Raw genomic sequence first — 13,532 nt, forward strand, 5'->3', positions numbered from 1 at the left:
GACAGAACCTCCTTATTGCATGGTTGAGCTGTTCCAATCAGTAACCACACTTTTCTCCTATGATATCACAAGTAATGGAAAAATGGATTACTTTATGATAAAATAAACGAAACTGTAACAGGAGGAAACATCTATATGGATAAGATTTCAAAGGGATTTGTGGGCAGGACAGTACGCGCTGTTCTGTTCATTATTCTTATCATCGTATTCTGCACTGCCATATCCAGCGCAGGCATATATCTGGCATCCAGATATGGGCTGACCCAGTCCAGGGAGCAGGTGCCGCTGACAGCTCTTTACCTGGGAAATGAAGGAAAGGTGGAACTTCCGGGAAGGGGAAAGATGGCGGAGGGAAACGGATGGAGACTGAGAAATTCCAGGGACAGCTATACGCTGACATTGGATAATGCGGTTATAGAAAACACAGTCATGAAAAATATATCCATGGAAAACACAGTCATGGAAAACGCGGAGTCCTCCCGCCCGGCAATTGATATAACAGGGGATTTAACCATCGAGTTAAAGGAGGGCAGCGGCAGCTGGATCCGGTCAGAAGGTGCAGGTATACGCATACATTCAGGTACCCTGGTCATCCGGGGAAAGGGAAGCCTGGACATTGAAGCCAAAACAGCAGGCATATTGGGGAACCGGACGGAAAACGGCCAGGCAGCCCTGCGCCTGGAGGGCGGACAGCTGGATATAAAGGGAACGTATGCGGGAATATCGTGTCCGGAGGTGGATATTGCCGGTGGAACCGGTACGGTTTCAGCTTTGGGCCAAGGTGGAATCGGCATTTATTCATGCAGAATCAAAGTGGAAGAATCAGAAGGGGAGATGACGGCAGAGGGCAGCGGTGCAGCGGTGCTGGCAGGCGGCAGCGGGGAGATGAAGCCATCCATAAAGTCAGATGGAAAAGTGACGGCAGGACCTGGCGATGTCCGGGTTGTGGAGTTTGACGCTGCCCGGCCAGAACACATGGCAGGCCATGAGGAAGAAATCGGGGGATGGATGGGGGGAACTCATTCTGCCCTGCTTACATATTCGACGGAGGATATGGTTACTTATAATGAAGATACATCCTGTTTTGACGGTTCAGCCAGGACCCTCAGGTTTGCCGCAGAATAAGGAAATAGAACAGATGGAGGAATGAAAATGAATCTTACCGTATTATGCTACAAAAAATGCTCTACCTGCCAGAAGGCTTTAAAGTGGCTGGATGCCAATGGGATTTCCTATGTGGAAAGGCCTGTCAGGGAGGAGAATCCCACCCTGGAGGAATTAAAGGAATGGTACGGGATGAGCGGGCTTTCTCTAAAGCGTTTCTTTAATACCAGCGGAAATATCTACAAGGAAATGTCTCTGAAAGATAAACTGCCGTCCATGAGTGAGGACGAGCAGCTGGCGCTTCTGGCCACGGACGGGATGCTGGTGAAAAGACCGCTGGTGGTGGGGGATGGCTTTGTGCTCACTGGATTTAAGGAGGCGGAGTGGAAGGAAAAGCTGCTGTAGATTTTAACACACATATAATCAACCTGACATGAAATATGATATGCCGGAAGATGCACCTTATAAACAGTGCGTTCTTCCGGCATTTTTAAGTGATATTGTTTTTTCATAATAATTGTGGAACATGGAGTACGAAACAGCCATTCTCTATGTCTGGTCTGCCGCCACCAAATCATCCAGGGTTCCAAAATGATATCCCATTTCCTCCCACTTGGTCAGAAGTTCATCCAGAATCTGCCCATTTGTTTTGGAGGTGCTGTGAAGCAGGACAATGGCGCCGGGATGAATGCGGGTCAGCAGCTTTTTAAAGGCTTCCTCTTTGGTTGGCTGCTTATCTTCATACCAGTCCACATAGGCCAGACTCCAGAAAAAAGTCTTATAGCCCATGTCATTGGCCATTTTCAGGTTGCTTTCACTGTATTTGCCCTGGGGGGGACGGTAATACTTTTTCATTGGCTGTCCCGTGGTCTGCTGGTATAGGGTTTCCAGGTCATTCAGTTCCTTCTCAAAGGCTTCCTTGGTGGAGATTTTCGACATATCCGGATGGTGGAAGGTATGGTTTCCCACATTGTGGCCCTCGGCAACCATTCGCTTTACCAGGTCCGGACTGGTCTGTAAATAATTTCCAACCAGGAAAAAGGTGGCGTGCACATTGTGTTTTTTCAGGGCGTCCAGGATGGCGGCTGTGTTTCCGTTTTCATAACCCGCGTCAAAGGTCAGGTAGATGACCTTATCCTGGGTATTCTGGGCATAGTAGGCATTGAACTGCTTCAGATAATCTGCGGTGGCATTTCCCACAGGCATCTGGCCCTCGCCCGGGAAACTAAGTCCCCAGTTGCCGTCGGCTGAGGTGGTCACTGCTTCGGGAGGACGGTTGTATTCCACTACCTGGGCAGCCAGCCGTCCGGCACAAAAGGCCAGGGCGAACAGCAGGGTGGTCTGTAACAGCTTCTTCATGGGAAGTCTTCTGAGTCTGTTTTTCATAAAGGATAGGTCCTGTTTCAGAAGTAATTACTTTAAATATATAGAAACAGAGGCAGTATTATTCCCGGAACCCGCAAAAGAAGGGGGATTGCTTATGGATTTATACAGGACATGGCGGGGAAGCCCGCCGTACTTTTTTGTGGTAGTCACAATCCGGTATCCCAGTTTGAGAAAATTGCCCAGGCTGTACCGGTTGTCAGGATGGACCGTCCCCATCAGGTGGCAATAGGAGGTAGTCATCAGATACTGCTCTGCGCTGGCCATGAGCTGATATTGAAGTCCTCTCCCCCTGAAGCCGGGCCGGACTGCCAGGGAGTCCATGTGGGCCACCCTGTCAAGGGCCTCGGGATCCAGGTTCATGTAGTGCCCCAGGCTGTCAGGGGTGTTACCCGGAAAATGAATGATGAAAAAGGCAGCCAGACAATCATGTTCCACTGCCTTAAAGACGATTCCCGCATCAGGATTTACGATGTGGGACCGTATATATTCCTCTGAGTCGGTACAGTACCAGCCGGGGTCCGGCGCCAGGGAGCGGGCCTCGGTCATGATGCGGTATATTTTTGCTGTGTCGGCGGCGCATGCAGTTTGGATGTTCATAGCGGTCAACTCCTTATGGGTATCATACGGATCGGCCTGGGGACGGACCTGGTGAGGGAAGTCCTTTTGGCCATAGGGAATCATATGGTTATGGGGGCAATTAAATTCATCCTGGTCCCCACACAGAGAGAAACGCTGACAGCAATGGGGGTGCCTTCGTACTGGAAACCATTTACCAGCATCAGCATACTGTCGTGTTCGCTCAGCTCCAGCAGTTCATATTCTTCACGGCTGGGCTGATGGACCCGCATATACTGGGTCTGTTTCAGTCCCTCCGGCAGAGAGCGCAGATAGAATAGTCCTGGGAAGGACGGCATGGACGAGCTGGTCTGGGCCGTATAAGTGATTCCCACGGGAATATCGGACAGATATTCGATAAAACGGTTCATGTTGAGATGGGAACTGTGGTCGGCATTCAGCATGTTATTGCATATATTGCGGATGGCCTCCGGCATATATTCGGTTGATTTTACGGAAAATGTGTCCGGATGCAAATAAGTATCCGCATAGGGAAAACAATAGGCGGTCAGGGAACGGTCTGTTCTGGGCGGATTCACATAATAGCCGTTTTCAGACCGGATGACGCCCTGGTCTAACAGACGTTTGTATCCCTGGCGCACGCTGACACGGGTTATATCTAACTGGGCCGCCAGTTCCCGTTCCGTGGGCAGGCGGTCTCCTGGCTGCAGTCCATGTTCGTGGATGTATTTTTCTATATATTCTGCAATGTCGTAACTTAGAAGATTGAAAACTTTTGGCATACTGTTACCCTTTCTGGTGATAGGTGTCACGATGGAATAAAGGTTATTCTGGTATCTTAAAACCTATCAGTGGTCTATATGGATTGCGCATAAACATTGAGTTTGCTGTCCTGGATAACGCCGTCGGAGTAGAACTTACAGAATTCCGGAAGCACCAGGGCGTTGGTGTACTCAATGATTCCGTTTTCCTCGCTGGCGGAGGTGATGGCAATGGATACCACCGGGCTCCCGTTTTCTGCGTTCAGGTATTTGGCTTCGGAGTTGCGCACACGGGTGGTGGAGAAAACCTGCTGTATGCCGGCAATACGAAGAGAATTCATGGCAAATGCATCATACAGAGAGTATATCTGGAAATCAATATCCTCTATATCAGGAATCAGTTCATAGGGAACAAAGGTATTTTCAATGGATACAGGCAGTCCGTTGCCAAGACGCAGACGCATGATACGGTACAACACCGTATCTTCGCCCACCTGCAGCAGATGGGAGAGCTTGTAACCGGCTGGTGTGGGACCGGTATATAAAATCCTGGAGGAAGGAACATATCCATGATTTTTAAGCAGCTCGCTCATGCCCCGGAAATGGGTGTATGCGTTATCCCTGGCATGGCGCATCACAAACGTTCCCTTGCCCTGGACCTTTTTTAACAATCCTTCCTCCACCAGGGTCTGGATGGCGGCCCTTACGGTTGAACGGTTAAGTCCAAAGCTCTCGGCCAGCTCCCGCTCAGCGGGCAGGGCGGTGCCATAGGGATAGGTCCCCTCCTGTATATTGCGTTTCAGCGTCTGGGTAAATATCTCTGATTTTGTCAGTCTCTGTGTCTGCGTACTCTGCCTCTGTTTTCCCTGTATCTGTTTATCCTGTATCTGTTCTCCCTGTATCTGTTTCCTCTGCATCCGTTTCCTCCATGCCGGGTATCCATTTATTCTTTATCGGGTCTGAAACCGTCTTTTGCCATGGCAGAAACCGTCCGCATTCCGGACAGGCACGATTTAATTCCCTTGCCTCATTATATCATGTTTTGGAAAAAAAGAAACAGGAAAATGTAATGTTGTATAAAATAAAATATAATTGGTACGAAAATGGTATTGACAAAGGTGGATGGTGTTGGTATATTAAAAACACAAGATGGTTTGTACAAACGCTATCCGGTTAAATACATAAAATTCAATTTGTCTAATCAAGAGGAGGATTATGATGTACGGTTTTCAGAATGAGGATTTCTTAAAAACTTTAAATGGAGCAGTGGCCCAGATCAGTGAGATTAATAGGATTGCGGATAAGGTGAGTGATTTGGGATATAAAAACATCTATTTGGTTGGAACGGGAGGCACCTATGCCATCATCAGCCCGCTGGCATACATGCTAAAGACAAACTCCGCTCTGGTATGGTATCATGAAATTGCCGCCGAGCTGCTGGCCGCAAAGCCCAGATCACTGACCAGAGATTCTCTCTTTATCACGGCCTCCTTATCAGGAACCACCAAGGAAACCATTGCGGCGGCAGAGTATGCCAGAAGCATGGGAGCCACAGTGATTTCTTTTGTGGGGGACAGGACAGCTCCTCTGGCTGCTGTCTCGGATTATGTGGTTGAGAATGCTGCCTGCAATGACAATCTGGTGGAGGAGCTGCATATACAGTTTTTTGCCCTGGGAGCCAGACTGATGCTGAAAAACGGAGAGTTTCCTCAGTACGAACGGTTTGTGGAAACACTTCGGAAGATGCCGGAGGTACTGTTAAAGGTGCGGGAGCAGAACGACGAACGAGCACTTGCTTTTGCAGAAAAGCATAAGGATACAGGCTTCCATATGTGTGTGGGAGCCGGTAATACCTGGGGGGAGACATATTGCTTTGCCATGTGCGTGTTGGAGGAAATGCTCTGGATTCCTACCAAATCCATTCATGCGGCAGAATTTTTCCACGGCACTGTGGAGATGACGGATAAGAACATGAGCTTTATGCTTTTTAAAGGAGAGGACGAGACGCGCCCACTGGTTGACAGGGTGGAGAACTTTGTCAGGAAGTATTCGGATGTGGTGCAGGTATGGGATACCAGGGATTATCCTCTGGAGGGGATTGACGCCGATATGAGGAAGTATGTCTCCCCCATGGTCATGTCCACCCAGTTAGAGCGTGTCAGCGCTCATTTTGAACATGTGAAGGACCACAGCCTGGATATACGCAGATACTACAGGACGGTGGAGTATTAAGGAATAGAAAAGGAGATTGCCCCATGAGAAAGATATTGATTGCGACCCACGGTGAATTTGCCGGAGGACTGAAGCAGACCATGGATTTTGTCCTGGGAGGAAATGAAAAGGTAGGTGTCCTGAGCGCGTATACCACACCGGATTTTGATATGGACAGGGAAGCGGCCGCTGTGGTGGATGAGCTGGAGGACGGGGACGAGCTGATTGTCATGACAGATGTGCTGGGCGGCAGCGTGGCCAATGCTTTCTCAGGGCATATCTCCCATCCGGGGGTTTACGTACTGGCCGGCGTCAATGCGCCCATGCTGCTGGCCATGGTGCCGATGCTGGAGAGCGCCATGGATACCCAGGAGCTGATTACACAGGGAATACAGGCAGCCAGGGAAGGGTGTGTGTTTATCAACGGTCTGATGAAGCAGGCTTTTGAAGAGAGTGAGGAGGATTTCGTATGATTAAGATTACAAGAGTGGATGAGAGACTGGTACATGGACAGGTGGCCTTTGCCTGGACCAATTCATTGGGAGCTGACTGCATACTGGTCGTAAATGATGAGGCTGCGGCAGATAAGATACGGGCCACTACCCTTAAGCTGGCCGCGCCGGCAGGAATCAAATTTTCCATAAAGTCCGTGGCGGATGCCATTGTCCTTTTAAACGGGACAAAGACGGACAAGTACAAGGTGTTTGTTATAGTGGGCAATACGGATGACGCGCTGAAACTGGTAGAGCATGTGAAGGGTATGGACCACATCAATCTTGGCAATATGAAAAAGACAGAGGGCCGCAGGATCATCACCAATTCCCTGGCTGTTGACGACCATGATGTCCGGAATATCCGCGCCATGGCTCAGGCCGGTGCAGTGGTTGAGTGCCGGGCAGTGCCTACAGATAAAGAGACGGATGCAATGACATTGATATAATAAGACGAATCAGTCAGAGGATAGAGAAGGGAGAAGGATTATGCTTCAGGCAATACTGGTGTCAATTGTGGCCTTTCTGGCTGCCATTGACGAATATACATTTGGGGCGTCCATGATGGGGAGGCCGTTATTTACCGCGCCCATTGTGGGGCTGATTCTGGGGGATTTCCAGGCCGGAATCATGATAGGCGCCACGCTGGAACTGATGTTTATGGGATCTATTATGGTAGGGAGCGCTACACCGCCGGAGGTGTATGCCTCCAGCGTGCTGGGAACAGCCATTGCCATCCAAAGCGGGGAGGGAGTGGGGACAGCCGTTGCATTGGCTCTGCCTCTGTCCATATTCCTGCAGATGTGGAGAAACGGCTGTTACGCCATAGGCGCCAGCTGGGGAGGCAAACAGATCGAGAAGGCCCTGGCCCAGAGAAATTTAAGAAGGGCAAACATGTGGCATCTCATCACACTGCCGCTGATGGTGGGCGTTCCATCCATGCTCCTGGTGTTCTTTGCCATGTATTTTGGCGCAGGCAGCATCAATGCGGTTATCAAGCTGATCCCCCAGGTCGTGCTGGACGGATTTGACGTAGCGGCCGGCGTGCTGTCCTGTGTGGGACTTGCGCTTCTGATTAAAATGATGGGCAACAAAAAACTGATGCCCTACCTGTTCCTGGGATTCATAGCAGTCATGTATATCAATATGGATGTGATTGGAGTCGCAGTGGCCGGACTGTGCATGGCGCTTATTGCCGTGGGAAATATGAAATTTGAAGAAGAGGAGGATTTTTAGATGCAGGAGACAAAGGAAACTTCCCTTATAACAAAGAAGGATTTGCGCAGTGTGTTCTGGAGAAGCTTTACCATGCAGTCCTCCTGGTCCTTTGATAAAATGATGGCCTATGGATTTATGTATTCCATTGAAAAGCCTCTGAGAAAGATTTACCCAAAAGACGATGATTATTTTGAAGCGCTGCACCGGCATACAGAGACATTTAATATCACGCCCCATGTCTCTCCCTTTGTCATTGACCTTTCTGTTGCAATGGAACAGGAATGCGCCAAAGCAGACAATTTTAATAAGGAATCCATCAATAACCTGAAGGTGGGGCTTATGGGCCCGTTATCCGGTATTGGCGATTCCTTCTTCTGGGGTACATTCCGCGTCATCACGGCGGGAATCGGTATTGCCTTTGCCCAGCAGGGCAGCATACTGGGAGCCCTTTTGTATTTCTTCCTGTACACGGCAATCCATTTTCTTACCAAGTATATTACCGGAAATGCCGGTTACAAGATGGGAACCAGGTTCCTGGAGAACTCTGCGGAGAACCATCTTATCGAAAAAATGTCCTACGGGGCATCCATACTGGGACTTACGGTCATAGGAGCCATGATTGGAACCATGGTGACGCTTAAGACATCCCTGACCTTTCAATTTTCAGGAACAGAGACCACTTTGCAGTCCATCTTTGACCAGATTTTCCCGGGACTGCTTCCTCTGGGAGCCACATTTCTTTGTGTATGGCTGTTTAACCGGAATGTAAAAACCATTGCCATCATTCTGGGCATTTTTGTAATCTGCATTGCGGGGTGTTGGATTGGAATTTTCTAGGAGGGATGGAAAATGACAAAGCTGGTGGCGTTCGATTTGGACGGGACACTGAACATGACTCATACATACGCAGTGGCAGCCTATCAGGAAGCCCTTAAGGAGCTGGGGGCCGGGCCTGTTGCAGAGAGCGTGATACGCACCAGGTTCGGTGCTCCCTTTAGGGATGACAGCCTGTTCTTTCTGGGTGATGACAGCGAGGAAGCCTTTAGGCGCTTTTACCGGGCGGTGGAGAGGCACTGGGCACCTCTTATGCGTGAGAAGGCGCAGACCTATCCCGGGGTCCCGGAAATGCTTGGGGAGCTAAAGGAACAGGGGTACGTCCTGGCGGTCTGTTCCAATGCAAAGGAAGAGGAACTGGAGGATGTGCTGGGTGTACTGTCCATAAGGGAGTATTTTGACTATATACAGGGCCTGACCTCCAGACAGGACAAGGCAGACAGCCTGGGTGTGCTGATAGAGCGGGCCGGTGCGGACTGGTGCTGTATGGTGGGGGATCGTTTCTATGACAGGGAGGCGGCAAAGGCCAATGAGACAGCGTTTATCGGATGCAGGTACGGATATGGAGGTGCGGATGAGTTTGGGGACGGGGATTTGCTGGCAGAGGACTGCGTGGAGATACCCGGGCTGCTGAAACGGCTGGTTTCCTCCACACCCTGGCTGAAACCATGGCAGAGGCCATAGGGAGGCCAGGGGGCAGGGATTACCGGAGACTGCGGCAGATTCCGGGATTCCATAAATTTGTTAAAAAAGGAGAGGACACTGCCTGTGATAGGATGATGAAATATGCGCTGCGGCCGGACAGAGATGTCCGGCTGTTTTTTTGACAGAACATAAGCCAGAGAATAGACTAAAGAATAGACCGGAGAAAGGCCGGAGAAAGGCCGGAGAAAGGGCCAAAGAATAGGCCAAAGAAACCACCATCGGGCACATAAATCACCATTGTTTTATCATTTCGGATTTGTTATAATGAATTACATCTATATGTTTAATCGGTTTAGTCTGCTTTAGGCAGCAGGTCCGCTGCGGGGCGTATTCGCCATTTTTCCATGGTTTTGAAGCACAGCTGAAGATAAGTCTGGCGCTAAACGCCGGGAACAGGGACGATTGGGTTCTTTTATGCCGGAGCAATACAGAGGAGTTTGATGATGACACAATATGAAATATTAAAACATTATTTTGGTTATGACACATTCAGGGATGGGCAGGATGTGCTGATCCAGAGCATTCTGGAAGGAAGGGACGTGCTGGGAGTCATGCCCACCGGGGCCGGGAAATCCCTGTGTTATCAAATCCCTGCCCTTATGATGGACGGAATCACCCTGGTCATTTCCCCGCTTATTTCCCTGATGAAGGACCAGGTAAGCAACTTAAACCAGGTGGGTATTTTGGCTGCCTACATTAACAGTTCCCTGACAGCGGCCCAGTATTATAAGGTATTGGACCTGGCCAGAGCCGGCAGATATCCGATTATCTATGTTGCGCCGGAGCGCCTGATGTCTGAGGACTTTCTGCGGTTTGCGCTGAGCAGCCAGGTGAAGATATCCATGGTAGCTGTGGACGAGGCCCATTGTGTATCACAGTGGGGCCAGGATTTCAGGCCCAGTTATCTGAAAATAGTGGATTTTATCAACCAGCTTCCGGAACGGCCCGTTGTAAGTGCTTTTACAGCCACCGCCACAGCAGAAGTGCGGGATGATATCATCGACATACTTATGCTCAGAAATCCCCAGGTCATGACCACTGGTTTTAACCGGCCGAATCTCTACTTCGGCGTACAGTCTCCCAAGGATAAATATGCCACCATGGTAAATTACCTGGAACGCCATAAGGGGGAAAGCGGTATCATCTATTGCCTGACCAGGAAAGTGGTGGAGGAAGTTTGCGGCCAGCTGATCCGGGAAGGTTTCTCCGTCACCCGGTATCATGCTGGCTTAAGCGACAGCGAGCGCAGGCATAACCAGGAGGATTTTATATATGACAGGGCCCAGATTATGGTTGCCACCAATGCCTTCGGCATGGGGATTGACAAGTCCAATGTCAGGTTTGTGGTGCATTATAACATGCCGAAGAATATGGAATCCTATTACCAGGAGGCCGGCAGGGCAGGAAGGGATGGTGAACCCTCAGAGTGCATCCTTTTGTACGGCGGCCAGGATGTGGTGACAAACCAGTTCTTTATTGACCATAACCAGGACAACGAGGCATTGGATCCCATAACCCGGGAAATCGTCATGGAGCGGGACAGGGAACGCCTGCGCAAGATGACATTTTACTGCTTTACAAATGAATGTCTGAGAGATTACATACTGAGATATTTTGGGGAGTACGGAAGCAATTACTGCGGCAATTGCTCCAACTGCCTGAGCCAGTTTGAGACAGTGGACGTGACGGATATTTCCCGGATACTCATTGGATGTGTGGAGAGCAGCCGGCAGAGGTACGGAACCAATGTGATGATTGATACGGTCCACGGTGCCAATACAGCGAAGATACGCAATTACAGGATGGATGAGAACCCGCATTATGGGGAACTGGCAAAGGTACCGGCCTACAAGCTGCGGCAGGTGATGAACCATCTGATGCTGAACGGATATCTGGCAGTGACAAACGATGAATATGCCATTGTAAAATTGACAGGAAAGTCAAAGGGAATCCTGGAAGAGGGAGAGCCGGTGACCATGAAGATGGCCAGGGAAGCGGAGCATCCTGCCAAAGCGTCCGGCGCAAGTGCCGGAAAGGGAAGAAAAGGCAGGAAGGGGCTGGCAGCAGGTTTGTCCGGACCGGGCGGAGCAGAGTTTACGGAAGCAGACGAAACGCTGTTTGAGAAGCTGCGCGCTGTCAGGACGGAGATTGCAAAGGAAGAAAAGGTGCCGCCTTATATGGTTTTTTCAGATAAGACGCTGACGCATATGTGCATCGTGAAGCCGGTTACGAAAGGGGAGATGCTGAATGTTTCAGGGGTGGGAGAGTTTAAGTATGAGAAATACGGGGAGCGTTTTCTGGCCTGCGTGCAGGCGGAAATGAATGACAGTCCTGCTGAGATGTCTTTTGAGGGTGATGATTTGTATTTTACCAGCGACAGCGATGCGTTCGACGACTGGTCCCTGGAGACAGCCCTGACCGCCTGGGAATACGGAGGCCGGGAAAATGACAGGCAGGAAAATGGCAGCCAAGGAAATGACAGCCGGGAGGATGAAAGAACCAGGGAAGCACCGGCAGAGCTAAACACGGACAGAAAGAAAAAAACAGGTAAAGGCAAAACGGATTTTGTCATGACCGGGGAACTGGCCGCCAGAGTCCGATACTCACAACAGTCCAGTCTCAGTGATTTTGTATCTCAGATTAACAGCCTGCGGGATGAGGATTCAATGAAGCGGCTGACCATAAAATCCGTTGAACAGAAATTGATGGAGGATGGGAATTTTGAGGAATATTACGTAAATGGAATACCCCGCAAACGACTGACGGACAAGGGCCGGGAATTTGGAATTGAGGCAGAGAAACGGTTGAGTGAGAAGGGGAATGAATATGAGGTGTTCTTTTATGGCGAGAGAGCGCAGCGGGGGATTGTAGAGTGGTTATGGGAAAAAATATGATTGTTATGTGATTGGGAGAAGGAGAAAAACAGAAGCGTCCGGTGATACTGTTCAAACAAAGCCGCTGCCGCCCATTAAAGGGACAGCGGCTTTTCCATTGATAACTTCACAGATTTGGGGAATGTTAAATAGTAAAAATAAGAAATTGAACCCAATTCCCATATTGTCCATGAATTTATCAGGAGGAAGGCGCATCCATGAAATTTGACGCAGTTTACTATGAACCGGCTATCTTTGACTACCCTCTGGGCCGGCAGCTCAGGGAGGAATACAGGGACCTGCCGTGGATTCCCATTGAGAGCCATAATTCCATCCGGGAAATGCAGGAAAAACCCAATGACCAGTTCGGACACATGAAACGCAATCTGATTGCGGGCATACGAAAGACCCACAAATACGTGGAAAACCACAAGGTATCCGATTATCTGGTCCCATACACCTCATCCGGCTGTACGGCCATGTGCCTGTACTGCTATCTGGTTTGCAACTATAATAAATGCGCTTATCTCAGACTGTTTGTGAACCGGGAGCAGATGCTGGACCGCATCATCAAAAAGGGAAAGAACAGCGGCACCCCCCTTACCTTTGAGATTGGAAGCAACAGCGATTTGGTGCTGGAGAACACAATTACGGGAAATCTTCTTTATACAATTCCGCGTTTTGCAGAGGAGGGGGAGGGAAAACTTACATTTCCCACCAAATTTCATATGGTGGAACCTCTGCTGGACCTGGACCACAGAGGCAAGGTGATTTTCCGCATGAGCGTCAATCCTCAGCCCATTATCCAGAAGATAGAGCTGGGCACATCCGGCTTAAGACAGAGAATCAAGGCTGTAAATCAGATGTGTGAGGCGGGATATCCCTGCGGACTCCTGATAGCTCCCGTCATATTAGTGGAGGGCTGGAAGGAAATGTATACCGGCCTCTTGGAAGAACTGAGGGACGGACTTTCAGATAAAATGAAAAGCCAGATGTTTTTGGAGATTATTTTGATGACCTATTCCTATGTCCACCGGGCCATTAACAGCGAAGCATTTCCCAATGCGCCGGACCTGTATGACAGGGAGCAGATGACGGGCAGGGGACGGGGGAGGTACTGCTACCGGGCCGAATCCAGGGAAGAGGCACAGCTGTATCTGCGGCAGGAGATAGGACGTGTACTGGGAAATGTGCCCATACTTTATATAAGCTGACATGGCCTTGCCGCAGTTTGAATGTGCCGTGCCGTTCCGATATCCATTGTGATGGGAACCGGAATGCGCGTTTTGTATTATGGGTTTGTATTATGGGTTTGTATTATCGGTTTGTATTATCGTAAGAATTTGGCAATTGTATCCATATAGTCAGTCTGA

14 protein-coding genes are annotated in these 13,532 nt (G+C 49.7%); 10 read left to right on the top strand and 4 right to left on the bottom strand.

Going from position 1 to position 13,532, the window contains the following annotated elements; translation table 11 throughout:
* Positions 1-135 precede the first annotated feature (135 nt).
* Both LI015_RS01165 and LI015_RS01170 read left to right on the top strand, forming a co-directional pair.
* A complete protein-coding gene (locus LI015_RS01165) occupies positions 136-1,125 on the top strand; it encodes a hypothetical protein (RefSeq protein ID WP_227123782.1) in 990 nt (329 codons plus the stop codon).
* Between the two features lie 27 nt (positions 1,126-1,152).
* Positions 1,153-1,509 carry an arsenate reductase family protein gene (locus tag LI015_RS01170; RefSeq protein WP_002567836.1) on the top strand — a complete coding sequence of 119 codons (357 nt, stop codon included), beginning with the start codon at positions 1,153-1,155 and terminating at the stop codon, positions 1,507-1,509.
* A gap of 144 nt (positions 1,510-1,653) precedes the next feature.
* Here LI015_RS01170 and LI015_RS01175 read toward each other — a convergent pair whose 3' ends face one another.
* From LI015_RS01175 to LI015_RS01190, 4 genes are all read right to left on the bottom strand, one after another.
* Positions 1,654-2,490, bottom strand: coding sequence for a polysaccharide deacetylase family protein (locus tag LI015_RS01175; protein ID WP_002567835.1), 837 nt, complete (start codon positions 2,488-2,490; stop codon positions 1,654-1,656).
* Between the two features lie 27 nt (positions 2,491-2,517).
* Positions 2,518-3,087: a GNAT family N-acetyltransferase gene (locus LI015_RS01180; RefSeq protein WP_227123784.1), complete on the bottom strand. Its 570-nt coding sequence runs from the start codon at positions 3,085-3,087 to the stop codon at positions 2,518-2,520.
* An 80-nt stretch (positions 3,088-3,167) separates the two neighbouring features.
* On the bottom strand, positions 3,168-3,848 hold the full coding sequence (locus tag LI015_RS01185) for a FadR/GntR family transcriptional regulator (protein ID WP_002571798.1): 681 nt from the start codon (positions 3,846-3,848) through the stop codon (positions 3,168-3,170).
* A 74-nt stretch (positions 3,849-3,922) separates the two neighbouring features.
* The gene (locus tag LI015_RS01190) at positions 3,923-4,744 is read right to left on the bottom strand and encodes a GntR family transcriptional regulator (protein WP_002567832.1); all 822 of its coding nucleotides are present in this window, start codon (positions 4,742-4,744) and stop codon (positions 3,923-3,925) included.
* 301 nt (positions 4,745-5,045) lie between these two features.
* Between LI015_RS01190 and LI015_RS01195 the strand changes: the two genes are divergently transcribed.
* The 8 genes from LI015_RS01195 to LI015_RS01230 all read left to right on the top strand — a co-directional run bounded on the left by LI015_RS01195 (position 5,046) and on the right by LI015_RS01230 (position 13,373).
* Entirely contained in the window at positions 5,046-6,059 is a 1,014-nt protein-coding gene (locus tag LI015_RS01195) for an SIS domain-containing protein (protein ID WP_319638717.1), read from the top strand.
* A gap of 23 nt (positions 6,060-6,082) precedes the next feature.
* A complete protein-coding gene (locus LI015_RS01200; protein WP_002567830.1) occupies positions 6,083-6,511 on the top strand; it encodes a PTS sugar transporter subunit IIA in 429 nt (142 codons plus the stop codon).
* Entirely contained in the window at positions 6,508-6,978 is a 471-nt protein-coding gene (locus tag LI015_RS01205) for a PTS sugar transporter subunit IIB (RefSeq protein ID WP_227123787.1), read from the top strand. The genes LI015_RS01200 and LI015_RS01205 overlap by 4 nt, the downstream gene beginning before the upstream one ends.
* A 40-nt stretch (positions 6,979-7,018) precedes the next feature.
* A complete protein-coding gene (locus LI015_RS01210; RefSeq protein WP_002567828.1) occupies positions 7,019-7,765 on the top strand; it encodes a PTS mannose/fructose/sorbose/N-acetylgalactosamine transporter subunit IIC in 747 nt (248 codons plus the stop codon).
* Positions 7,766-8,584, top strand: coding sequence for a PTS system mannose/fructose/sorbose family transporter subunit IID (locus LI015_RS01215; protein ID WP_002567827.1), 819 nt, complete (start codon positions 7,766-7,768; stop codon positions 8,582-8,584). It begins immediately after the preceding gene.
* A 12-nt stretch (positions 8,585-8,596) separates the two neighbouring features.
* Complete coding sequence (locus tag LI015_RS01220; RefSeq protein ID WP_227123789.1) at positions 8,597-9,265, top strand: HAD family hydrolase; 669 nt, start codon at positions 8,597-8,599, stop codon at positions 9,263-9,265.
* Between the two features lie 464 nt (positions 9,266-9,729).
* Positions 9,730-12,180: a DNA helicase RecQ gene (gene recQ, locus LI015_RS01225; RefSeq protein WP_227124051.1), complete on the top strand. Its 2,451-nt coding sequence runs from the start codon at positions 9,730-9,732 to the stop codon at positions 12,178-12,180.
* 197 nt (positions 12,181-12,377) lie between these two features.
* Positions 12,378-13,373 carry an SPL family radical SAM protein gene (locus LI015_RS01230; RefSeq protein WP_227123791.1) on the top strand — a complete coding sequence of 332 codons (996 nt, stop codon included), beginning with the start codon at positions 12,378-12,380 and terminating at the stop codon, positions 13,371-13,373.
* Positions 13,374-13,532 lie beyond the last annotated feature (159 nt).

Source organism: Enterocloster sp. 210928-DFI.2.20, assembly GCF_020554465.1.
In the GTDB taxonomy this organism is placed as follows: domain Bacteria; phylum Bacillota; class Clostridia; order Lachnospirales; family Lachnospiraceae; genus Enterocloster; species Enterocloster bolteae.